General features: G+C 61.3%; 16 protein-coding genes and 4 tRNA genes. 10 read left to right on the top strand and 10 right to left on the bottom strand.

Annotated features, from left to right (window positions below; translation table 11 throughout):
- Positions 1–6: 6 nt before the first annotated feature.
- Complete coding sequence (locus tag QMX88_RS06345; protein WP_282367381.1) at positions 7–2,325, bottom strand: hybrid sensor histidine kinase/response regulator; 2,319 nt, start codon at positions 2,323–2,325, stop codon at positions 7–9.
- Between the two features lie 86 nt (positions 2,326–2,411).
- Between QMX88_RS06345 and QMX88_RS06340 the strand changes: the two genes are divergently transcribed.
- A complete protein-coding gene (locus tag QMX88_RS06340) occupies positions 2,412–3,305 on the top strand; it encodes an ATP-binding protein (RefSeq protein WP_282367379.1) in 894 nt (297 codons plus the stop codon).
- Positions 3,302–3,784 carry a GAF domain-containing protein gene (locus QMX88_RS06335; protein WP_282367377.1) on the top strand — a complete coding sequence of 161 codons (483 nt, stop codon included), beginning with the start codon at positions 3,302–3,304 and terminating at the stop codon, positions 3,782–3,784. Before QMX88_RS06340 ends, QMX88_RS06335 begins: the two co-directional genes overlap by 4 nt.
- A gap of 48 nt (positions 3,785–3,832) precedes the next feature.
- Here the strand turns inward: QMX88_RS06335 and QMX88_RS06330 are convergent, their stop codons facing one another.
- Positions 3,833–4,606 carry a hypothetical protein gene (locus QMX88_RS06330; RefSeq protein ID WP_192172765.1) on the bottom strand — a complete coding sequence of 258 codons (774 nt, stop codon included), beginning with the start codon at positions 4,604–4,606 and terminating at the stop codon, positions 3,833–3,835.
- 264 nt (positions 4,607–4,870) lie between these two features.
- Between QMX88_RS06330 and QMX88_RS06325 the strand changes: the two genes are divergently transcribed.
- The 6 genes from QMX88_RS06325 (at position 4,871) to QMX88_RS06300 (ending at position 8,860) form a co-directional block, all read left to right on the top strand.
- Positions 4,871–4,946: transfer RNA gene (locus tag QMX88_RS06325), tRNA-Glu, on the top strand.
- A 2-nt stretch (positions 4,947–4,948) separates the two neighbouring features.
- Positions 4,949–5,024, top strand: a tRNA-Gly gene (locus tag QMX88_RS06320).
- A gap of 103 nt (positions 5,025–5,127) precedes the next feature.
- Positions 5,128–5,203, top strand: a tRNA-Glu gene (locus QMX88_RS06315).
- A gap of 3 nt (positions 5,204–5,206) precedes the next feature.
- Positions 5,207–5,282: transfer RNA gene (locus tag QMX88_RS06310), tRNA-Gly, on the top strand.
- 239 nt (positions 5,283–5,521) lie between these two features.
- On the top strand, positions 5,522–6,523 hold the full coding sequence (locus tag QMX88_RS06305) for an ABC transporter substrate-binding protein (protein WP_442969437.1): 1,002 nt from the start codon (positions 5,522–5,524) through the stop codon (positions 6,521–6,523).
- Between the two features lie 48 nt (positions 6,524–6,571).
- Positions 6,572–8,860, top strand: a complete 2,289-nt coding sequence (locus tag QMX88_RS06300) for a molybdopterin guanine dinucleotide-containing S/N-oxide reductase (protein WP_282367374.1) — start codon at positions 6,572–6,574, stop codon at positions 8,858–8,860.
- Positions 8,861–8,980: 120 nt separating this feature from the next.
- Here QMX88_RS06300 and QMX88_RS06295 read toward each other — a convergent pair whose 3' ends face one another.
- The 5 genes from QMX88_RS06295 to QMX88_RS06275 form a co-directional block, all read right to left on the bottom strand.
- Positions 8,981–10,168, bottom strand: a complete 1,188-nt coding sequence (locus QMX88_RS06295) for an acyl-CoA dehydrogenase family protein (protein WP_282367372.1) — start codon at positions 10,166–10,168, stop codon at positions 8,981–8,983.
- Positions 10,165–11,535, bottom strand: a complete 1,371-nt coding sequence (locus tag QMX88_RS06290; RefSeq protein ID WP_282367370.1) for an LLM class flavin-dependent oxidoreductase — start codon at positions 11,533–11,535, stop codon at positions 10,165–10,167. Before QMX88_RS06290 ends, QMX88_RS06295 begins: the two co-directional genes overlap by 4 nt.
- Before the next feature lie 24 nt (positions 11,536–11,559).
- Positions 11,560–12,582 (bottom strand): ABC transporter substrate-binding protein, encoded by a 1,023-nt coding sequence (locus QMX88_RS06285; protein ID WP_192172758.1) that lies wholly within the window; start codon positions 12,580–12,582, stop codon positions 11,560–11,562.
- 331 nt (positions 12,583–12,913) lie between these two features.
- The gene (locus QMX88_RS06280; RefSeq protein ID WP_282367362.1) at positions 12,914–14,494 is read right to left on the bottom strand and encodes a rhodanese-related sulfurtransferase; all 1,581 of its coding nucleotides are present in this window, start codon (positions 14,492–14,494) and stop codon (positions 12,914–12,916) included.
- Positions 14,491–15,099, bottom strand: coding sequence for a cysteine dioxygenase (locus QMX88_RS06275; protein ID WP_282367360.1), 609 nt, complete (start codon positions 15,097–15,099; stop codon positions 14,491–14,493). Before QMX88_RS06275 ends, QMX88_RS06280 begins: the two co-directional genes overlap by 4 nt.
- A gap of 201 nt (positions 15,100–15,300) precedes the next feature.
- On the opposite strand from QMX88_RS06275, the gene QMX88_RS06270 reads away from it, so the two are divergent.
- Entirely contained in the window at positions 15,301–16,206 is a 906-nt protein-coding gene (locus tag QMX88_RS06270; RefSeq protein ID WP_282367358.1) for a LysR family transcriptional regulator, read from the top strand.
- 79 nt (positions 16,207–16,285) lie between these two features.
- On the opposite strand, the gene QMX88_RS06265 is transcribed toward QMX88_RS06270, so the two are convergent.
- From QMX88_RS06265 to QMX88_RS06255, 3 genes are read right to left on the bottom strand one after another with little or no spacing between them, the layout of a single operon-like run.
- Complete coding sequence (locus tag QMX88_RS06265; RefSeq protein WP_282367356.1) at positions 16,286–16,942, bottom strand: DUF1266 domain-containing protein; 657 nt, start codon at positions 16,940–16,942, stop codon at positions 16,286–16,288.
- A 10-nt stretch (positions 16,943–16,952) separates the two neighbouring features.
- Positions 16,953–18,173 carry a hypothetical protein gene (locus QMX88_RS06260; RefSeq protein ID WP_282367354.1) on the bottom strand — a complete coding sequence of 407 codons (1,221 nt, stop codon included), beginning with the start codon at positions 18,171–18,173 and terminating at the stop codon, positions 16,953–16,955.
- Positions 18,164–20,491 (bottom strand): hypothetical protein, encoded by a 2,328-nt coding sequence (locus QMX88_RS06255; protein ID WP_282367352.1) that lies wholly within the window; start codon positions 20,489–20,491, stop codon positions 18,164–18,166. Before QMX88_RS06255 ends, QMX88_RS06260 begins: the two co-directional genes overlap by 10 nt.
- A gap of 531 nt (positions 20,492–21,022) precedes the next feature.
- Here QMX88_RS06255 and QMX88_RS06250 point away from each other — a divergent pair.
- Complete coding sequence (locus QMX88_RS06250; protein WP_282367350.1) at positions 21,023–21,841, top strand: class II aldolase/adducin family protein; 819 nt, start codon at positions 21,023–21,025, stop codon at positions 21,839–21,841.
- Positions 21,842–21,939 lie beyond the last annotated feature (98 nt).

Below are 21,939 nucleotides of genomic sequence, written 5' to 3'. Positions count from 1 at the left end.
CAGCCTTTAATGCGGCTGTTCCACGGGGATCCACTGATCCAGCAACGCCATCAATTCCTCGCGACGAAACGGCTTGGCCAGGTAGTCGCTCATGCCCGCGGCCTTGCAGTGTTCGCGTTCTTCCGGCATCGCGTTGGCCGTTAGCGCGATGATCGGCAGATCCGACCAGCGCCTGATTTCCCGGATTCGGCGGGTGGCGTCATAGCCGTTCATCACCGGCATGTTGCAGTCCATCAGCACCAGATCGAAGTGGTCCTGCTCGAGTTGCTGCAGCGCCTCGGCGCCATTGCTGCTGATGACCACATCGCAGCCGAGCTTGCCGAGCATGCCCTTCGCCACCAGTTGATTAACCGGGTTGTCCTCCACCAGCAAAATACGCGCCCGATGGGTGGGTGAGGGGCCACCCTGTTCGTGGCTGATACCTGCCTGACCGTCGGCATCCAGAATGCGCTCAAGGCTTTGATGCAGGACGTTGCGCGGCAATGGCCGCGCCTGCTGCTGCAGCGGTGCCAGGATCGCAACCTGCTCGCCGGGCATGAAATTGCCGTACGCCGTCACCAGCAACACCGGCACCGTGCAGGCCTCGCGGATGGCCACCAGGCATTGCGGGCAATCGGTGATCAGCAGGTCTGCGTCGGCGTCGGGTGGCGCGCCTTCTGCCAGCGGCTGACAGGTAACGCCCCATTCCGGCAGCAGTCCGCTGAGCATTTCCAGCAAACCGCTGCCTGTGTCGCTGGCCACCAGTACCTTGCCCTTCAGCAACGGCCATTGCAGCGCGGGCGTGTGTGCCGGCAGCGGCAGGTCCACACGAAAGCGGCTGCCGACGCCGACAGCGGACTCGATACTCAATTGCCCGTTCATGGCATCGGTCAGGTTGTGGGTCAGGGTCAGGCCCAGGCCGGTTCCGCCGTACTGCCGGGTGATCGCGGCTTCGGCCTGGGTAAACGGCTGGAAGATTTTCGCCTGAGCGTCCTGCGCGATGCCGATGCCGGTGTCGCAGACCTCGATGCGCACGTGGTCGCCGTGCTGACTGAGGCGCACGTCCACGCGGCCGGCGCGGGTGAACTTCAGCGCGTTCGAGAGCAGATTGCTGACGATCTGCCGCACCCGGGTCGGGTCACCCAGCACGGACGCCGGAAAGCGCGGGTCGATCAGGCAGGTCAGCTCGACATTCGGCGCCGCGTTTTGCGACAGCAGGCTGGCGGTGTCTTCGATCAAGGCGGCGAGATCGAACGGAATGCGCTCAAGCTCTACCTGGCCGGCGTCGAATTTCGACAGGTCGAGAATGTCGTTGAGCAGTTCGACCAGCACCTTGCCCGAGTCGTGGGCGATGGACAGCTGCTGGCGCTGTTCTGCACTCAGCGGGCCATCGAGGGACAGCGCCAGCATGCCCAACAAGCCATTGAGCGGCGTGCGGATTTCATGGCTCATGTGGGCCAGAAACGCCGAGCGCGCGTGGGCCATGTCCAGCGCGGTACTGCGCGCGATCTGCAGTTCTTCGTTGGACTGACTGAGCCGGGCGTTGCTGGCTTCGAGCTGATTGGTGCGCGCGGAGACGATGTCTTCCAGCTCGTTGAGATGATCGGTGAGCCGGTTTTCCGCCTCCCGCCGCCGTGCGAACTCACTGGCCACGCTCTCGAACTGCCGATTGGTGACCGCCACCAGCACGCCGATTTCGTCTTGCTCATGGCCGCGCGGGCAGGGCACCGGCGGCTGAACGGGGCTGCGCGGATCCCGTTCGGACAGTGCACGGATCATGCCCGTCAGCGGTTTGGTGAGGGTGAAGTAAAACAGCGCCAGCAACAGGCCGGCCAGCACCAGGCTGCGCACGAAGCCGTTGACCAGGGTAATCACGGCCCGCTGCAGGAAATGGCTGCCGAATGCGAAGGTGTCGACGTCCAGGTGCAAGGTGCCGATCGACTCGTCAGGCATGTGGTCCAGATGCAGCATGTCTTCGAACTGCCGACTCCCGCCGAACAGGAAATCACTGACCATCCGGTAAGCGCTGTTCGCCAAGGGTCGAGACACGGCAGCGAGCTGAACGTTGTTGTTATCGGTCAGCCGCGCGCCGACCACGGCCGGGGAGTGCAGCAGGCCGAGGGTCAGCTCTTGCGCCAGTTCTGCGTCCAGGTTGTACGCAATACGCGAGGCGGGGTTGTGGCTGATTTGCAGCAAGGAGCGAATTTCACGATCGATGGACGCGTCTTCGCTGGCATAATCGAGGGCAATTTGAAACAGACTGAGCAGCGTGCCCAATACAAAGCCGATCAGCACAGTCAAACGGGCCTGTTTGAATGACAGCCGGTGGGTGATCGGTATATCCATAAAGGCACTGTCACTTCTTGTGTCCGTCGCATGGCAAGCATAGCTGATCGCGGCCGGGCGTTAACCCGTTAAATCAAGGAGAAACCGTGGATTCTCGATTGAACGCATTTCTGGAACGCGCCGAGTCGGTACTGGCGCGTCTCGAACCTCTGTTGCCGGCGGTGCGTCAGCCCGTCGATTGGGAGACGACGCTGGCCGCGCGCTGGGTGCACGAAGGCCGCGGCGGTTACCTGATGCCGCTGGAAGTCACGCTGGACATGCGCCTGTCCGACCTCATCGGCGTCGACCGCCAGCGCGAGCAACTGGGCCGCAATACCCAGCAGTTCATCGACGGCCTGCCCGCCAACCATGCGCTGCTCTGGGGATCCCGTGGCACGGGCAAGTCGTCGCTGGTCCGCGCCTTGCTGGCCGAGCACGCCAAAGCCGGCCTGCGCCTGATCGAGATCGAGCGCGATCATCTGGGTGATCTGCCTCGTGTGGTCGAGCAACTGCAGAAGTTGCCCCAGCGCTTCGTACTGTTCTGCGATGACCTGTCGTTCGAATCCGGTGAAGGCGACTACCGGGTGCTCAAAAGCGTGCTCGACGGTTCGCTGGAGCAAGCGCCGGACAACGTCCTGCTGTACGCCACGTCCAACCGCCGTCATCTGGTGCCGGAGAAGGAGAGCGATAACGCTCACTGGCAGCGTGGTGACGACGGCGAGATTCACCCGAGCGAAGCGGTCGAGGACAAAATTGCGTTGTCGGACCGCTTCGGCCTCTGGCTTTCGTTTTATCCCTTCACCCAGGAGCATTTCCTGGATGTGGTGGAACACTGGATTGGCGAACTGGCGACCAAGGCCGGCCTGCAATGGCAACGCGATGAAGCGCTTGAGATCCACGCCGTGCGCTGGGCGACCGGCCGTGGCAACCGCAACGGTCGTTGCGCGTATCAGTTCGCCCGTTATTGGGTAGGTTTGAAAATGCTGGAGCAAGACGCATGATTGATTTGAATTCTGCAGGGGAGGGCCTTGATGGCTACCGCCTGCTGGCTGCACAACTGGAATCCCTGCTGGCCGACGAGCGCGACTTCATCGCCAACGCGGCGCAGTTTTCGGCCTTCCTTTATAGCCAGCTCGACGACTTGAACTGGGCAGGCTTCTACCTCAATCGCAACGAAGAGCTGGTGCTGGGTCCGTTCCAGGGCCAGATCGCCTGCGTGCGCATTCCGTTCGGCAAGGGCGTCTGCGGCACGGCGGCACAGAGCCGCGAAACCCAGCGCGTGCACGATGTCCATGAGTTTCCCGGACACATCGCCTGCGACAGTGCTTCCAATAGCGAGGTGGTGGTGCCTTTGATAAAGGACGGAAAGCTGATTGGCGTTCTGGATCTGGACAGCCCGAGTGTCGGGCGCTTCAGCGAGGAAGATCAGGCGGGGATTGAGCGGCTGGCGGCGATTTTCCTGGAATCAACCGATTGCTGAGATGAAGTCCTGACGCACCGTGTTGCGCGGTGCGTCAGGCGTCAGCCATCAGTCGTAGATAGCTTTCTTTTTCCACTCGGCGTCGGCGTCCACGACCTTCAAGCCTTCGGTCAGCTCGTTATTGTCGTCTTCAGTCGGTGCAATGGTGTCCAGTACCATGGAGTTGGCCTTGGCCAGTTGCCGTTCCATGGCCTGCAGGTGGGCTTTCCACGGCGCGGGCTCAGGCTGATTTTTCAGATATTGAACGCCGCGCTCAAATGCCAGACGGGCCTGGCCAGGCTGCTCCTGACTCATCGCGTGCTGGCCCAGGTTGTTGAAGAACTCGATGTGCAGCAGCACCAGCAAATTGCGGATCTCGCGAATCCAGTGCTTGGCTTCAGCTGTTTGCAGGAAACCATCGTGGGCCGCTCGCGTGACCTGGCCGTGCATGGCTTCTAAAAGAAAGCGCACGTCCTTGGCCTTGGCTTCGGTCTGAATCGGGCTCGCCGGGTTGCTGACCGTGATCGCGTCACCCTGGGCCACCAGCGCTTCCAGTTCAGCCTGGCGTTCCTGAAGGTTCGGGTTGTTCCTTTTTTCCAGAGCGAGCAGGCGCTTGACCACGTTCAGCTCCAGGCGCACCAGCAGCAGCTTGAGCGCCGGTGTCATCAGCTGACCGGGGAAGGTTTCCGACAGCTCGCTGCAGCGACGCAACCGATCATTGAGCTCGACCATGCTTCGCGCGCGCTCGACCTTTTTGCCTTCTGCGACATGATTCAGATAGCCCACCGCAATGAGGAGCACGATGCCTGCTACAACCAAGAAGGTGATAAAGAGTGGTGTCACCGCACAAGCCTCAGTCAAGTAATTTGCGCGAGTGTAGTGGCTATCCACTATCGCGGGAAGGTGGTCCTGTCACTCCGCCTGATATTCCCCATGGCGGCTGACACGTGTGTATCGGCCGTTCATTGCCTAAATAGAGGGCGAAGTCATTGATTTGAATATATTTTCACTGAGGGGTTGACGACCCCTATATCCATCCATAGAATGCGCGCCACTTGCAGCGTAAAGCACACAGCAGAGCGTAGCAGGGAGTGAATGTTGTAGCGTGTCCCCTTCGTCTAGTGGCCTAGGACACCGCCCTTTCACGGCGGTAACAGGGGTTCGAGTCCCCTAGGGGACGCCATTGCGGGAATAGCTCAGTTGGTAGAGCACGACCTTGCCAAGGTCGGGGTCGCGAGTTCGAGTCTCGTTTCCCGCTCCATTTTTAAGCAGCTTTGCTTTCGGGCGAAGTTGAGTGAAACCAGAAAGCGTCTTCGGATGTATTTCTGGAACTGGAACACAACACCATGGTGTTTCCAGGCTGTGTCCCCTTCGTCTAGTGGCCTAGGACACCGCCCTTTCACGGCGGTAACAGGGGTTCGAGTCCCCTAGGGGACGCCATTTGCGGGAATAGCTCAGTTGGTAGAGCACGACCTTGCCAAGGTCGGGGTCGCGAGTTCGAGTCTCGTTTCCCGCTCCAAATTCTCAAAAACGCCGCTCACTAGAGCGGCGTTTTTGTTTGTGCGGGATTTGGGTAGTGATCCAGTCTACCGCTACCTTGATCTGCACATTTCGCATATTTATATATAGCTATATTGAATTTAATTAATATAACCTTCGATGCTATGGTTCTGATCCCTGACGCTGCTTCACCCGGCGCAGGCCCAAGAATCGGCTACCGCACAGGCGGACCGGCGTTCATTTCATGATCCGGTTCCGATGGAGCCTCCCCGGAGATTGCCTGTGTCGATCAAATCCCTTCTGTTGCGCCCTGTGTTATCACTTCTCCTATTCACCGGCTCACTCAGCGCGGTGCATGCCGCAGAACTGGTGGTGGGCGATCAAAGCTATGGCGCCCGAACCGTCATGGAAGCCGCTGGCGTTCTCAACGATTTGCCCTATACGCTGGAATGGAAGCAGTTCACCGCCGGCTCGCCCGTCGCGGAAGCGCTGAATGCCGGCAGCCTCGACGTCGGCTTGCTGGGTGATGCGCCGGTGTTGTTTCTCGGCGCGTTGGGGGCGCCCATCAAGGTGATTGGCGTTTCACGGCAGAACCTGGCGGGGGTGGCGATCGTGGTGGGCAAGGATTCGCCGATCAAATCGGTGGCCGACCTTAAAGGCAAGCGGGTGGCGATCTGGAAGGGTTCGTGGAGCCAGCAATTGATGCTGACTGCGCTGGACAAGGCCGGCATCGCGCGGGATGCGGTGGAATATCGATATTTGAGTGCGCTGGACGCTTCCCATGCTCTGGACGGTGGTTCGGTTGACGCTATCGCCACGTGGGATCCCTACGTGATTCAGCAGGAGCGCCAGGGCGGGCGGGTGATCACCACCGCGCAAAACCTGATCCCGGCGCAGAGCTTTGTCGTCGCCAATGACCGCTCGATCAAAGACAAGCGCCCGGAAATCACCGACTTCCTCCAGCGCCTGCAAAAAGCTCGGGCCTGGTCGGTCGCCAACAAGCAGAACACCGACACGTACGCTAATGCGTGGGCGGTCCTGTCCAAGGCCGACCCCGAGGTGGCGCGGGGCTGGTTCGAGCGTTCGGCGACGGTGGTGCTGCCGATTTCACCCCAGGTCATTACCCAGGCGCAGCAGACCATCGACTTTTTCAACGCTGCGGGGCTGACGAAGTCCTATCCGGCTGGCACTGTGTTCGACGACTCCTTTGCCGCTGCGCTTGACGCCGGGGCTGACGCGTCGGCACAAGCGGCGCGTTGATCGATCACGGCAGTCACCGCACAGGCCCACTTGCTGGAGCATTGACCCATGAGTTTCACCTCGTTGCATTGGGGCGCTTACCGTCCGCGGGTTGTTGACGGACGGCTTCAGGCCATGGATCCGGTGGAGTGGGACGCGGACCCTTCGCCGATTGGTTCGTCTATTCCCGGGGCAATCGACTCGGCCACGCGTATCCGTCGGCCGGCCGTGCGCCGCAGTTTTCTCGAGCGCTTCGACGATCATCCGGCCCTGCGCAACCCGCACTTGCGCGGCCACGAAGCCTTCGTCGAGGTGCCGTGGGATGTTGCGCTGGATCTGGTCGCCACCGAGTTGTCGCGGGTAAAGAGTGAGCATGGCAACAAAGCGATATTCGGCGGCAGTTACGGCTGGGGCAGCGCGGGGCGGTTTCATCATGCGCAAAGCCAGTTGCACCGTTTCCTCAACAGCTGCGGCGGCTACGTCTACAGCGTTGACAGTTACAGCCTCGGCGCGGGCCGGGTGTTGATGCCGCACATCGTCGGCAACATGGACTGGCTGCTCGCAGCGCACACCTCCTGGCAGAATCTGGCGGAGCATTTCGAGCTGTTCGTCGCGTTTGGCGGGTTGCCGTTGAAGAACGCGCAATGCAGCCCCGGCGGTGCCAGCGATCATCTGGTCAGCAACGGCATTCGCAGGATGTCGGATGCCGGCGTGCAGTTCGTCAATGTCAGCCCACTGCGTGATGATTTAACCGGACCGCAGCGCAATGAGTGGCTCGCCGTGCGGCCCGGCACCGACACTGCGCTGATGATGGCGCTATGCTGGGTGCTGGTGGACGAAGGACTGCACAACGTAGATTTTCTGCGTCGTTATACGGTGGGGCATGAGCGCTTCATCGAATATGTGCTCGGCGCGGTAGATGGCGTGGCGAAGACGCCGGAGTGGGCGGCAGCGCTGACGGATATTCCGGCGCAACGGATCGTCAGCCTGGCGCGGGAGATGGCCGGCAAGCGCACGATGATCAACGTCGCCTACTCGCTGCAGCGGGCGCAGTTTGGCGAGCAACCGTTCTGGATGACCGTGACGTTGGCGGCGATGCTTGGTCAGATCGGTCTGCCCGGCGGCGGCTTCGGGCTGGGTTATGGCTGCATGAACAACACCGGCAGCGGGCGCAAGGCGTTTTCCGGGCCGCGCTTTTCCCAGGGCGTGAACCCGGTCAAGGATTTCATTCCGGTGGCGCGGGTCACTGACATGCTGCTCAATCCCGGCGAGGCGTTCGATTACAACGGCAAGGGTTATCACTACCCGGACGTCCGACTGGTGTACTGGGCCGGCGGCAACATTTTTCATCATCACCAGGACATCAATCGACTGCTGCAGGGCTGGCAGCGTCCGGAAACCATCATCGTTCACGAGCAGTTCTGGACCGCTCAGGCCAAACACGCGGACATTGTGCTGCCTGCGACCACTGCGCTGGAGCGTGATGACATTGGTAGCGCGGCGTCCGACCGTTTCATGATCGCCATGCACAAGGTGATCGAGCCGGTGGGGGAGGCGCGGGACGATTATGCGATCTTCGCCGAGCTGTCCCGTCGGCTGGACTGCGAGCAGGTGTTTACTGAGGGCCGTGATGCCGGGCAATGGCTGCGCTTGCTGTATGAAGAGTCGCGACCACGTGCCGGAAGCTTTGCCATCGAGCTGCCGGATTTTGAGGAGTTCTGGCGCAAGGGCGTGTTCGAAGTGGATTACCCGGCAGACGGTACTGTGCTGCTCAAGGCCTTTCGGGATGATCCTCAGAGGAATCCGCTGCAGACGCCGTCGGGCAGGATCGAGATTTTCAGTGAGAAGATCGCAGGCTTTGGCTATGCCGACTGCCCCGGCCATCCCGTGTGGCTGGACAAGCCCGCCCAGCCACTTCCCTTGCATCTGCTGTCGAACCAGCCGAAGACGCGCCTGCACAGTCAATACGATCACGGGGCTTACAGCCAGGCCTCGAAAATTCAGGGTCGGGAGCCGTTGACGATCAACCGGCAGGACGCCTTGGCGCGCGGGATTGCCGAGGGGGATGTGGTCAGGGTGTTCAACGATCGCGGTGCTTTTCTGGCGGGGGTGATTGTGTCCGACGACATTCGCCCGGGCGTGGTACAGATCGCAACGGGGGCCTGGTTTGATCCGTTGGTGAAGGGTCAGCCGAACAGCCTGGAGAAGCACGGCAACCCGAATGTGCTGACTGAAGATGTCGGGGCGTCGAGGCTGTCTCAGGGCTGCTCGGCGCAGACAGTGACGGTTGACGTTGAAAGGTGGCACGGCGAAGTACCGCCGATCACCGCGTTCGAGCCGCCTGAAATGCTGGCTTGATCGGCGAACGTAGGACTGGCTTTAGCCGGGAAGACGTTGGACATGACGCTGCAAGATTGAGGGTGTCGCAACTGGCCTCTTCCCGGCTGAAGCCGGTCCTACTGTGGAATGCAGTGCTACTTACTGCCTGACTGCTCGCCCGGCAAATACGGCCTTGCCCACCCCCTGCAACACCACGTCATTCTGTGGCGTGTGTACTCGGCCGCAGACGACGTTGCGGTAATGGCGTTGCAGCGGGTTGCTGCGCGACAGGCCGGGGTTGCCGGTGGCTTCAATCGCCAGTTCAACCGCGCGAATAGCGTTGCTGGTCACCAGGTATTTGATCTGCGCCCCATGACTGGCCGGCGTCAGCCCATGAGTCGCCGATTCCAGCAGTGTCCGGTTGGCGAACAACAAGGTGTCGATGTGGCCGAGTACTTCTTGAAAGCGCGGCAACGTCGACAGCGAGGCTCCCAGGTTGGACGGCGTGCGCTGCTCCAGAAAATTCACCAGCCAGTCCCGCGCCGATTGCGCAATGCCGTCGTACACCGAAGACAACAACACCGACATCCACAGCAATCCTGTTGCATCCAGTTCAGGCTGCGGCGAACTCGCCGGGCTGGTGTTGACCCTATGATCCAGCGGCACCAGCACGTCGTCGAAAATCACCTCGTGGCTGGAGGTCGCGCGCATGCCCAAATGATCCCAGTCCTCGATGATGCTCACGCCCGGGCTGTCCTTGCGCACCAGCCACACCCCGACCAGCGGATCGGCGTCATCGCTGCGCGCCCAGACGTTGAACCAGGTCAGGCCGCGGCTCCCCGTCGAGTAAATCTTCCGTCCGCTGATCCGCCAGCCTTCCGCCGTCCTGCGCGCAATCGTCGCCGGCAGCCCGCCGCGAGAAGGCGAGCCCAGATCCGGCTCAACGCGCAGCGCATTGATCAGCGCACCTTTATGCACCGCGTCCAGCGCGACCCGTCGGTATAAATGCTCGGGCCAGTTTTTGACCTCCCGAATGCGTGCGTGCTGGATGTACTGCATCACCAGAATCAGCGCAGTGGAGGGCTCGCCGCGCGCCACCGCGCTGATCACTTGCTGTGCCCGCTTAAGATCCGCATCACCGCCCCCCAGCGCGCCTTCGACCGTCAGCCCGAGCAGACCTTGCTCGTGCAGCAAACGGAAGTTCTCGTGTGGGAATTCAGCCGTTTCATCGTAGTGCTGCGCGGTCTCGGCCAGCCGCTCGGTGATCCCCTGCAAACGCGCCACAAAGGCCGCCTCGGTCTCGGCATCAGCTGAAGCATCAGGCTGCCGATTCAATCCTGCGCTCATGCCGGGACCTGCGATTTTTCAGCGTCCGTGACCTTCGCAGCCGCTGCCAGCCGCGCGGCGGTATGACGATTAACGGGAAACTCCAGACCAAAGTGTTCGCGCAGGGTCGAGCCGGTGTAATCACTGCGTTGCAGGCCGCGTTGCTGCAGGACCGGAATCACCAACTCGGTGAAGTATTTCAGCCCATCAGGCAACAGCGAATTGATGATGAAGCCATCACTGGCGCCGTTCTCGAACCAGTGCTGAATCTGGTCGGCGACCTGTTCGGGCGTGCCGACGAACTCGCGGCGGGGGCGGGAGAAATCCAGCGCAACCTGACGCAGGGTCAGGTTCTGCTCCCTGGCCTGCTGCTTGATCCGATCCGAACCGCCTTTCTGGCTGTTGGCGCCCAGATCGCCCAGGTCCGGAAACGGCGCATCCAGCGGGTATTGGCGGAAGTCGTGATCGTTGAACGGCCGGCCCAGCGCGACGATAGCGTCTTCGATGCTCACCAGTTCCACCGCTTGCTGATAACGCTGCTCAACCTCTTCGGCGTCGCGCCCCACGATCGGGCGAATGCCCGGCAAAATCGACAGGTCATCCGGGTTGCGTCCAAAGCCGATAGCGCGGCGCTTGAGGTCGGCGTAATACGCTTGAGTCTCTTCCAGGGACTCGGCGTGGACGAAAATCGCATCGGAATACTCTGCAGCGAAGTTGCGCCCGTCCTCGGAAGTCCCTGCCTGAAACAGCACCGGCTGACCCTGGCGTGAGCGGGCGATGTTCAGCGGGCCTTTGACCTGAAAGAAGTCGCCCGCGTGGTTCAAGGCGTGCAGCTTGCTGCGGTCGAAAAACTCACCCGTCTGCTTGTTGCGGGTGAAGGCGTCGTCCTCCCAGGAATCCCACAGCCCTTTGACCGCCGACACGTGCTCCCTGGCAATGCGATAGCGCACGGCGTGGGGCGGATGCTCGCTCTTGCTGAAGTTTTCGGCGGTGCCGCTGAGCCATGAGGTGACGACGTTCCAGCCGGCGCGGCCGCCGCTGATGTGGTCCAGGGAAGAGATCTGCCGCGCCACTTGAAAGGGCTCGGTGTAGCTGACGGTCACGGTGGCCACCAGGCCGATCTTTGATGTCGTCGCCGCCAGCGCCGAGAGAATGGTCAGTGGCTCGAAACGGTTGAGGTAGTGCGGGCTGGAGTTCTCGTGGATGTGCAGGCTGTCGGCGATGAACACGAAGTCGAATTTCGCGTCTTCAGCCAGTCGGGCCTGGCCTTTATACCAGTCGACGTTGGTGCTGGCGTCGGCCTGCGCGTCCGGGTGGCGCCACTCGCCCCAACCGTGGCCCACGCCATGGACCATTGCACCGAATTTGAGTTGACGAGGCTTGCTCATGATGTGTGCTCCTGAGTCGAGCGCTTAGCGCGCAGCTTGGGGATTGTTCTGGTGGGCGGCTTGCTCGGCTGATTGCTCGGCGGCCAGGCGGATGGCGTTGAAATCCGCATCGAAGCCGTGGGACACGTCGACGTGCTTGTTAAGGATGCCTTCGCGCTGGTAGATGTCCGCCGTGTTCTGCAGGCCCTTGATGACGCCGTCATCGATGCTCACGCGTTCCATTTTGGTGTCCTGGTTGACCGCCAGGTGCACGGCCAATGGCAGCCCGGTGACCTTGGTCTGGGCGGCGGCGTATTCGGCGGGATGGGCGTTGGCCCAGCGGTAGGCGCGGTCGAGGCGCACCACGAAGTCGTCCAGTTGCACGCGCTTGTCGGCGATAGCCTTGCTGGTCGCAGCGAGGTAGGAATGATTGGTCAGCAAGTCCGGGCCGTTGGGCAGAATGCGCGCGCCGTTCTGCGTGGCGACGGTGGTGTAGGGCGCCCAGGTGGCCCAGGCGTCAGCATCGCCGTTGTCGAGGATCAGCCGCGACTCGCTGGGCAGCAGGTAGACGAAATTCACGTCGCTGGTCTTCAGGCCCGCTTCGTTCAGCGCGCGGATGGCCAGGTAATGGCCGATGGAGCCGCGTCCGGTGACGATGCGCTTGCCCTTGAGGTCGGCAACCGACTTGATCGGCGAGTCGTTGCGCACGATCAATGCAGTGGTATAGCGGCCGCTGACGTGGGTGATGCTGATGACCTTCAACGCGGCCCCCGCGCCCAGCGCAAAGACATACGGCGCGTCGCCCAGTGCGCCAACGTCAACGGCCCCTGCGTTCAGGGCTTCGCCCAGTGGCGACGCCGAAGGGAATTCGGAGAACTTGATCTCGTAGGGTACGTCCTTGAGCTCGCCGGACACCTCCAGCAGCACCTTCAGCGCGGACTTCTGGTTAGCGACGAGCAGCGGCTGGAGTGGCTCGGCGGCCTGCGTGATTTGGCTGAATGACAATGCGAGCAGTGCGCCGAGTATCACGTGTCGGACGCGGAGCAGGGGAGTGAAAGGGGCGGACATGATGCGTGTCTCCAGGCGTGGAAGTGGATTCTTGGCCTCCGCCTGGAGAAGGGGTCGGCAAGGGGATTGACCTTATGCCTATAAGAAACGGAATAGAAGTATCTTTTGGTTATATGCTAATTATGTATTTGTGTGATGATGCGGATACTAATTATTAAATTAATGCATAACTATTTTTGGGGCGATGCATTTTGTGCAGGAGCGGTTGCCCACGAGGTGGCGGGCACACGCGCTGAATCTTCAGCGGCTGGAACGCCATCTTCGCGAGCACGCTCACTCCCACAGCGGCTGGCGTCGTCCGCGCGACGGGGGCCAGCCGTCATGCGGCGGCTCAGATCACATAAAACCCGTGGGTCCCGTCGCGGCCCAACTGCTCGACCAATCCATACTCCCAATCCAGATACGCCTGCATCGCCTCACGCGGCGCATCAGTGCCTTCATAAGGCCGGCGATAGCGATCAATGCGCGAGGAGGCCAGATGGCTTTCGCCGTGCTCAAGCTCTAACCCCGCCGCGGCCCAACTGGCGGTGCCGTCCTTGAGCACAAACACCGGCTTGCCCGTAAGCGCTTCGACCTCAGACACAGCCAGGCGCGCCAGTTTGCTGCTGCCACAGGTCAGCACGTAGCGCTCGGCGACCGGAATGTTCTGCAGCGCGCTGGCAAGGTCGGCTCGCAGCGTCCACCAGGCACCCGGAATATGCTGCTTGACGTAGTTGGCGCTGGCGGTGAAATCCAGCACCGCCACGCCACCGTGTTCGCGCCACTGGCGCAGTGTTTCGGCGCTGATCTCCTCGACCTGCGGCGCGGGCGGACTCGGCGCGTTCCAGCCGCCTTTTTCGCTGAAATCCTCAGGGTCCAGGTTGTCCACCACGAACACCTCCCAGCCGAGCTGTGCGAGCCACGAAGCCGACATGTTCGCGCGCACGCCGTCGTCGTCGAGCAAGACAATTCGTGCGCCGCGCACGCTGGCGTAATGGTCAGTCTCCTGCACCAGTTGGCCGCCCGGCGTCGAACGCGCACCCGGCACGTGACCGGCTTCGAATTCTTCCGGCGTGCGCACATCGAACAGGTACGTCGTGCGAGTCGTCTCTGCCTGCCAGACCGGCAGGTTCGCGCGGCTGCCTCGTTTCACTCGTGCTTTGTCCGCCACGTTGCGCGCATCCGCCCGAGCGACTTCCCGGGTCGCGTCGCTGACTTGCGGGAAGCGCCGGGATTGCCCGTGATCCAAGGTCTGCCCGGCCAGCAGCCAGCCGATGGTGCCATTGCGCAGGGCGGAAATCGGGTTGGGCAGGCCCGCGTTGACCAGCGACTGGGTGCCGATGATGCTGCGCGTACGGCCGGCGCAATTGACGATGATCCGGGTGTTGGGATTGGGCGCCAGTTCACGGGCACGCAGCACCAGTTCGGCACCGGGCACACTGACGCCGGTGGGAATGCTCATGGTCTGATATTCATCGAACCGCCGCGCATCCAGCACCACCACGTCGGCCTTGGCGTCGAGCAACTGCTTGACCTCTTCGGCGGCCAAAGACGGCGTGTGGCGACGATGCTCCACCAGTTCGCCGAACGCCTTGCTCGGCACGTTGACGTCAATGAACACCTCGCCGCCAGCGTTGCGCCAGCCCTGCAACCCGCCTTCAAGCAGCTTGACGTCGCTGTAACCCAGTTCCTGAAGACGCTTCAAGGCGCGTTCGGCCAGACCTTCGCCGTTGTCATAAACGGTGACAGCGGTATCGCGACGTGGGATGCGCGCGAGCACCTCCAGCTCCAGCTTCGACAACGGAATGTTGGCGGCGAACAGCGGGTGAGCTTCGGCGAACGGGGCTTCTTCGCGGACATCGATCAGCGCGACCTCCTCATGGGCGAGCAGGGCGCGGCGGATGTCGGCGTATGAACGGGTGTCATGGCTCATTGGGCTTGGTTCTCTTTGGACAGGTCCCAGATGTTCGGGAGAAAAGCGTTGGAATAGCCGGAGATGAACAGCTTTTCGCTGCCATCGGGCTGGTAAACAGCGCGCTTCACGGCGCCGATGTTGGCGCCGTAGACATGAATACTGATCGACACCTGATCGTCGAAGGCGTTGCTGACCTGATGAATGTCGTTGCTGCGCGGCGATAGTGCCTCGACATGACCGGGCTCCAGGCGGATCGCCGGGCCTTCCTGTTCGAGTCGCCCATCGGCGCTGCGGGCGAACCCCTGGGAATACTCGGCGCCGCGCAGCATGCCGATCAAGCCCCAGACGCGATGGTCATGAATCGGCGTGCTCTGGCCCGGCCCCCACACGAAGCTGACGACCGAGAACCGCTGCCGTGAGTCGGCGTGCAACAGAAACTGTTGATAGCGCGCCGGATCGGGCGCGGCGAACTCATCCGGCAGCCAGTCGTCATGACTGACCAGTTGCCCCAGCAGCTTGCCACCCCGGGAGAGCAGGTCGCCTTCCCCCGGGTTGCTATCGATCAGCTCGGCCAACGCGCCGATAAAGGCCCTGAGTCGTTCAGGGTGTCGGATGTGAGTCATATCGGCTCCGGTCGGAAAGGGGATGCTTAATATAAGCATAATGCGCCTGGCTAATATGCTATTTATTGATGATTAGGTTATAACCAAAAAGTCGTTGATAACCGATTCGCAGGGTGCCGGACGTTGTGAGGCTATCCAGCGCCTTCGATAGCCATTATGATTTTTGCCTATCTTGTTTCTCTTATTCCATGTGCGATCCGAATGAAAATTGATGACATCGATGCTTTCGTAGCGGTCATTCGCTGCCAGTCGATCAGCCATGCCGCTGAATCCCTCGACCTGACCCAACCCGCCATCACGCGCCGCGTGCAGAATTTCGAGCAAGCGCTGGGCGTCGAATTGTTTGACCGCAACACCAAGCCGCTCAAGCCGACGCCAATGGGCACGCAGGTGTATCAGAAGTGTCTGGCGATCCTGCGGGAAATGGACTCTCTGCGTGAACTCGTCGCCAGCGACACGCCGCCCAGCGGTTTGCTCAGGCTGGGGGTGCCGCAAACCATCGGCGACGTCGTGCTGCTGGATGCGTTGAAACACCTGCGCGGGCAATTTCCCGACCTGCGCGCCCAGGTGATCACTGGCTGGGGCAGCCACCTGATCGGCAAAATCGAGAATGGCGAACTGGACGCGGCCGCGGCGCTGTTCCCGGCCGGGAAGATCTTCCCTGAAGGCATCGTCGGCGAGTCCATCGGCAAGATGGAGCTGGTGGTGGTGTGCGCCAGGAGCGCGCTGCCGAAAAAGCCGGTGAAGCTGACGGACTGCTACGAGCTGGGCTGGGTGCTCAACCCCGATGGCTGCGGTTTCCGCGCCGGACTGCAACGCACGCTGGCTGATCAGGGGTTAAGCCTGAAGGTCAATCTGGAAACCTTCGGCACCGAGCTGCAACTGGGGCTGGTTGCCGATGGCATGGGCCTGGGTCTGGTGCCGCGTCCGCTGCTGGAACGCAGCGTCCACCGCGATTCACTGGCGGTCATGCCGCTAAAGGATTTCAAGCCGGTCATGGACCTGTGGCTGATCTACCCTCGCTTCCTCGGCAATCTGCAGGCGCCGGTGGCGTCCTTCGGCAGTTTGGTGGCGCAGTCGCTGAAGCAGGAGCGGGATGCAGCTTGAGGGCTGTGACGTGGTGGTGGACGGTCTGACCAAGACACCGTTTTGACTACCAGGAAAAGTCCTCGCCGTAGCACAGGCGTTACTCGGCCAAAACTGGATTCAACGCCGCAGGCGTTTGCCAGTGAATATCGGCCCAAGCACCGCTGCCGGCTGCCAGCAACTGGCGCAGATGCTGCTCGTGGAACGCTTCGCCCAGCGAATCGACGCGAAACGTTGCAACCCACTGCTCGCGCCCCAGCTTATAGGCGCTACCGAAATCTGCCCAACTGTCGAAACAGTCCTGCGCCCGCTGTGCGTTCAGCAGCAGGATACGCCAGGCAAGTTCGGGTTCGAGCCAGCGCATCAGCAATGCACAGCGGACCAGAAACGCCACCCGCGCGCAGGCAAAAGCCATGGCTGCACGGGGTTCATCTTCGGCCGTCAGCGCCTGCAGGTCGAGGCTGTACCATTGCTGTTCGAGCGTCGCACTGAAGTGCTTCCGCACCGCCTCGTCATTGAAATTGCTGCGTATTCCGGCTTGGTAGAGCAACGCTGCGCGCAAGGTCGTCCGCGCTTGCTCGGTGAAGGGATCGCATGCCGGCGAGTAGAAGCCCTCGATTTCCATTGCGTCAGCCATGGGCCTGGCTAACAGTAGCGACCAGTGCTTGCGCGGGCTGAACAACGATGCGCCGCCCCTTGCCCTGAATGTTCGCCACAACAACCAGCCTGAAACAACCGCTGCGATACTTAAAAACATGCCGTTCTCCTTACCTTGCCCGAGCCTGCCATGCTTGGATTTCTCCGGCCAGCGGCGAGGTCATATCAGGCCACTGCACATCTTCGGTCAGGTACAGCGGGGCATCAGACGAACGCTCAACGCGTTCGCAGAATATGTGGCGAGTGGCGTACTTGACCGAAGCCGCGTGCGGGGCAGTCTGCAGGAACTGCTGTGGCTGACGTCCGGCCACCAGCCATTCGACCATGGCCGAGGGCGCATCTAGGCAGTCGTACAGTTGCGGATAACAGGCTACCAGACGACTCTGAGCGGCCGGGTCGCTGACGGTTTCGATTCGCTGCCAACCGACTTCGGTGCGCACGATGCCGATTGCAATGCAGTCGGCGGGCGTCTGCTGGTCGGTGCCGAGGGCATTCAGGCACTGCAGCAAGTCCTGGTAATAACGCTCGACCGGTGGCCGGTTCTGCTTGCCCTTGACCTGCTCGACGGTCAAGGTGCCGTCGGCCTGAACGATCAGGCTGATGGTGATGTGTGGCTGGCCCTGGCTGTCGCGAAAACTGAACACGCGAATGCGCCGCTGCTCCAGCGCTTCTGCATAGCGCTCGCCGTAGCCGCCGGTCAAGGCACGACGATCAGCGAACTGGCCCAGGCAGTGGCGCATCACGTAGCTTTCAAAGGCCATTTCCGCGCGCAGCGAGGGGCTCTCCGGGCGCAGCTCCTGTAATACGTGCTCAGCGGTGGTCACCCGGGCGAGCAATGCCTCGGGGTTGCTCTTGCGCCAGCCTAGCTCGACCCGCTCCGCCATTTGCGCATGTTCTTTTTGCCACAGCGCCAGCGCCTGCGGGCAGTTGATGCGGTCGAGCTTGCCGGCCAGCGCCGTGCCCTGGCGAGAGGTCAGGAACTCCACCAGCAAGGCCTCTTGAGCCAGCAGTGGCGCTTGATGCGGATCGACCCAAACCAGCGGCGCGGGTGTCTGCTGCGAATTTTTGCCGGCGTCGCTCAAATGCCTTGGCACCCATGAGGGCGGCTCGGCGCCCAGTGCTTCGGCAGCCTGCTCCAGGGTCAGGATCCGCCGCGCAGGTTCGAAATTGCCGACCAGATGACGGTAATAATGATTGAGCAACCATTTGCCCACCTCTGGCGCATCACCGCGGGCCTTGCTGCGTTCAGCAATCCCGCGCTTGAGCTGATCAGCATTGAGTGCGTTGCGCGAGGCGTAACCGGATTGTCGTGCTTGCGGTTTCACCGCCATACCTGCCACCAGGTCTTGCAGTCCGGTTTTCCAGCAGCCTCCAGCTCGGCGATGCTCTGGCGGAAAATTTCGATATTGTGCTGGTCGGCCGCGTTGTTCGGGTCACTTTGCAGGATGGAGCGCTGGTAATACGCCAAAGCTTCTTCCTTGCGGCCAAGCCCTTCAAGTACTTCTCCGGCGCAGCCCAGGAGGGATGCCTCGTCGCGTTCGTTAATGTGCGGTGCGTAGCGTAGCCACAAGCTGGTGGCCGCCTCCGGCAAACTGAACGACAAGTACAAGGCGATTTTCGTCCTTACGAACAGCTCCGAGTACTCCAAATCTTGGTCGCGTACGCCGCGCTCTTCCTGCCATTGGAGGATACGCTCCAGCCAGATCAATATTTCGCGGTTGCGGTCCAGGCGGTGCAGGGCACGGGTGACACCCAGTAGGTATTCTTCAGGGTCGTGGCGGCTGTAGCCATAGTCGGCTGCGTAGTGCCAAAGGTGTTCGGCAGCGTCGGCGATGCCCTCGTTGTCCTCCAGCAGAATTCGGTTTTCGAGGATGCCCTGATAATGTTCTGCGAACGAGCTGGCGGCGATGCCTCGGGAATGCAGCTCAATGGCCTGCTCATACATGCGTTGGTCGTTGTAGCGCCGGTAGTTATTTGCCAAGTTGTTGCACAGCATTGAGTACAGGTGCGCACAGGCATCGAAGCGGTGCCCGCGGCCGCTGGAGAAACATTGCTCCATTCGAGCCTGGCCGTGTTCGTAGGCAGCCTTTTGTACTTGGCTCAGCAGCGCCCAGGCTTGGTCTGCCTCATCGCTCGAGAGTTGCTCGACGTGCGTTTCGACCAGACCCTCGGTGTGGACCGCAAACCGGTAGTAGTACATACCACCGGCCAGTGGAGGTAAAGGTTGGCGCAGGGCATTGATAATGCCGAACACACTCGCGTGGGCGCTAAGCAGGCTGAAGGCGCTGCGGTTGTCCTGCATATTGCCGGCGGGGACTGCCTCGCGGAGCATGGCAAGTTCAGTGTTGGCGTCAATTCGTCCGGCAATGCGTTCCCGCACCGCCAACAGGCGATTGATCCACGGGTGGTTTGGCGAGCGGCGCCTGGCTTCAGCAAGGGCCTCGGTGAAGACGTTGTCGATCTGACCAAGCTCGTGGCCTTTGGCATGCATGGCATCAAGCAGCGGCCCCAAGGTCGGCATCGACTCGTCACGCGACGGCAGGCCGGAAATGAACCGCTCCAGCACCGCTTGATCGTCACAGGCACGCATCACGCACAACGGCCACCATGCGGATGCATCCTCGGCATCGAGCAGGCGATCGTGTACCCAAGCAGCCGTGCCCGGCCACATTTCGTCGCGCATTTCATAAATTTCCACGAACGCACGTTGCCCGGCCTCTTCGATCTGGCCGTCCTCAAGCAGCCAAGGCAAATGGAAATCAACGAAGTTGTCACCGCCGTCGGCCCCTAAGCTCAGCGTCGCCACTTCACAGATTTTCAACGCCCCTGCCAGATCGCCTTGGGCGTGCAGTGACCGGGCGGCCAAACGCGCCAGCCGCACTTCATATTCCCGACGTTGGGGCAGTGCCAACTCTGCGATCAGTCGCATCACAGGTTGCTCAAACATCGCCAGGCGCAACGGCACGATTTCGATCAGCGAATCGCCCAGCCACAGCCAGTCGTTAACGTCGACATCCTGATCTTCTTTGGCTGTGCGCAAAGCGGCAACTGCCGATAGCGCGGTTTCACGCGCCTCTTCGTTACGGTCATGGGCGGCCAGTACCCTGGCCCGGCGCCGGTATTGATCGGCATCGTCCCAAGCCCGCAAAGTGTGACGGCAGGGATTGATCAGTGACAGGGTGTGGCTCACTTCGATGGCCCGGAGCGCCACATCGAGCGTTGTGTGCTGCAGATCTTCGAAGATGTGGTGGCGCCAGTACCGCTCGATGTCGAACGGCAGCGGTTCCTTGGTCAGTTGCTGCAGGCTGTCCAACGCCTGCAGCAGGCCCTGCTCGTCTTTCAAATAGTTGCCTAGTCGCAGTTGGTAGAGCAGCAGGTTGAATTTGAGTTCGTTGCGCGCATCGTCAGGCGTAACCTCGATCAAAGCTTGGCCGTCGTCGGTAAGCACCGCTCTGGCTGCTTCAGCGTCACCGGCGTTAACCCACAAAACGTGCAGACGGGTGATCGATTCCAGCGAGATCGCCTTCAGCGGCTGTGCGCGCAACTGGCCCAGTAAAAAGTCGGCGCCGTGTTCTTGATGCTCGACCTCAACACGGTCCATAAATTGATCCAGCGGGATGCCGGACAGCACGGTGCTGTTTTGCGTCATTGTTAACTCCATTTGCTAATGACCGTGCATCGCCATATGCATAACGCGCAGCGTCCTTGAGTAGGGGGCGGCGAGTCCCCGTATCGGAAACGATGACGAAAGGGGAGCGGGCGATACCGCGAGGCGCGGCACGCTACCAGTGGAGGTTTGAAAAACCAAGACTTGGGCGGGGCGGAGTCCAGTAGTTGCGGAGCAATCAGCGGGTAGACGCTGTGCATCGCACTTGAGGCGGCATCGCCTGCAAATGGCTGCTTCTGGGCGATTGCTGCTGCTGGCCTCCACCGGTATGAGACGATTTAGACGCGGTTGAAAGAGGGGCGAAGAACTGTCAGTAAATATTGCGGTAGGCAGTCTGACGGCATCAATGCAGCTGATAGGTCTGATTGTCAGCCGACGCCGCCTGATGGAAAGCTCAGGCTGATAATAAAAAATACTGATAATTAGCTTAGAAGAAAATGTGATTTCTAAATGGTTTGCTCAGCGCATAGGCTGCCCCGATTACGTCTGAAACAGACCACCAGGGAGTCATGCATGAGCAACGTCAGTTCTTTACCCGTTCAGTCCGGCGTCAGCACCGCCGTCAACGCCGGCAGCGTTCGCGATCAAGTCAGCCCGGAAGAATGGGAGGTGCGGGTGAAACTGGCGGCGGCTTACCGGATCGCCGCCCTGAGACGCTGGACCGACCACATCTACACGCACTTTTCCGCGCGCGTGCCGGGGCCTGACGAGCACTTCCTGATCAACGCCTTTGGCTTGCTGTTCGACGAGATCACCGCGTCCAATCTGGTCAAGGTCGACATCGACGGCACCCTCGTCGATGACCCGACCGGCCTGGGCATCAACAACGCCGGCTACGTTATCCACAGCGCCATCCATGCTGCGCGGCCTGATTTACAGGCGGTGCTGCACACCCACACCCGCGACGGGATTGCCGTCTCTGCGCAGAAGAACGGGCTGTTGCTGATCTCCCAGCATTCCCTCGGGTTCTCCGGGCGCGTGGCGTACCACGGTTACGAAGGCATCGCGCAGGACCTCGGCGAGCGTGAACGCTTAGTGGCGGACCTGGGCGACAAGAGCGTGATGATCCTGCGCAACCACGGTCTGCTCACGGCAGGGGTGAGTGTCGAGCACGCGTTTCAGCAGCTGCACAACCTCGAATACGCGTGCAACATTCAGATCGCGGCGCAGGCGGCGGGCAATGCCGAATTGATCTTCCCGCCCGAGGAAGTGGTCAGGAAAGTGGAAGAACAGGCCAAAGTCCTGAAAAGCGGCACCGGTCCGGGCGTGACACGGCACTGGAACGCGCTGATCCGCGAACTGGATCGGCACGGCACGGATTATCAGGCGTGATACCTAATCCTGGCGCGCCGTTACGCGGCGCGCCAGGCATGGGATGTCGATGTACCCCCAGCGCAGGCGGCGATTACGCCACTTTTTCGTTCTTCTCC

Source organism: Pseudomonas sp. PS02290 (assembly GCF_029960075.1).
Lineage (GTDB): Bacteria > Pseudomonadota > Gammaproteobacteria > Pseudomonadales > Pseudomonadaceae > Aquipseudomonas.
Note: the sequence above shows the minus strand (reverse complement) of the source record. Positions and strands in the feature narration are given on the sequence as shown.

Coding starts and splice junctions, on each gene's coding strand:
- QMX88_RS06260 (WP_282367354.1), bottom strand. CDS start 18,173: ATGGCGGTGAAACCGCAAGCACGACAATCCGGTTACGCCTCGCGCAAC.
- QMX88_RS06295 (WP_282367372.1), bottom strand. CDS start 10,168: ATGAGCGCAGGATTGAATCGGCAGCCTGATGCTTCAGCTGATGCCGAG.
- QMX88_RS06345 (WP_282367381.1), bottom strand. CDS start 2,325: ATGGATATACCGATCACCCACCGGCTGTCATTCAAACAGGCCCGTTTG.
- QMX88_RS06265 (WP_282367356.1), bottom strand. CDS start 16,942: ATGTTTTTAAGTATCGCAGCGGTTGTTTCAGGCTGGTTGTTGTGGCGA.
- QMX88_RS06270 (WP_282367358.1), top strand. CDS start 15,301: ATGAAAATTGATGACATCGATGCTTTCGTAGCGGTCATTCGCTGCCAG.
- QMX88_RS06335 (WP_282367377.1), top strand. CDS start 3,302: ATGATTGATTTGAATTCTGCAGGGGAGGGCCTTGATGGCTACCGCCTG.
- QMX88_RS06300 (WP_282367374.1), top strand. CDS start 6,572: ATGAGTTTCACCTCGTTGCATTGGGGCGCTTACCGTCCGCGGGTTGTT.
- QMX88_RS06285 (WP_192172758.1), bottom strand. CDS start 12,582: ATGTCCGCCCCTTTCACTCCCCTGCTCCGCGTCCGACACGTGATACTC.
- QMX88_RS06305 (WP_442969437.1), top strand. CDS start 5,522: ATGGAGCCTCCCCGGAGATTGCCTGTGTCGATCAAATCCCTTCTGTTG.
- QMX88_RS06255 (WP_282367352.1), bottom strand. CDS start 20,491: ATGACGCAAAACAGCACCGTGCTGTCCGGCATCCCGCTGGATCAATTT.
- QMX88_RS06280 (WP_282367362.1), bottom strand. CDS start 14,494: ATGAGCCATGACACCCGTTCATACGCCGACATCCGCCGCGCCCTGCTC.
- QMX88_RS06275 (WP_282367360.1), bottom strand. CDS start 15,099: ATGACTCACATCCGACACCCTGAACGACTCAGGGCCTTTATCGGCGCG.
- QMX88_RS06290 (WP_282367370.1), bottom strand. CDS start 11,535: ATGAGCAAGCCTCGTCAACTCAAATTCGGTGCAATGGTCCATGGCGTG.
- QMX88_RS06250 (WP_282367350.1), top strand. CDS start 21,023: ATGAGCAACGTCAGTTCTTTACCCGTTCAGTCCGGCGTCAGCACCGCC.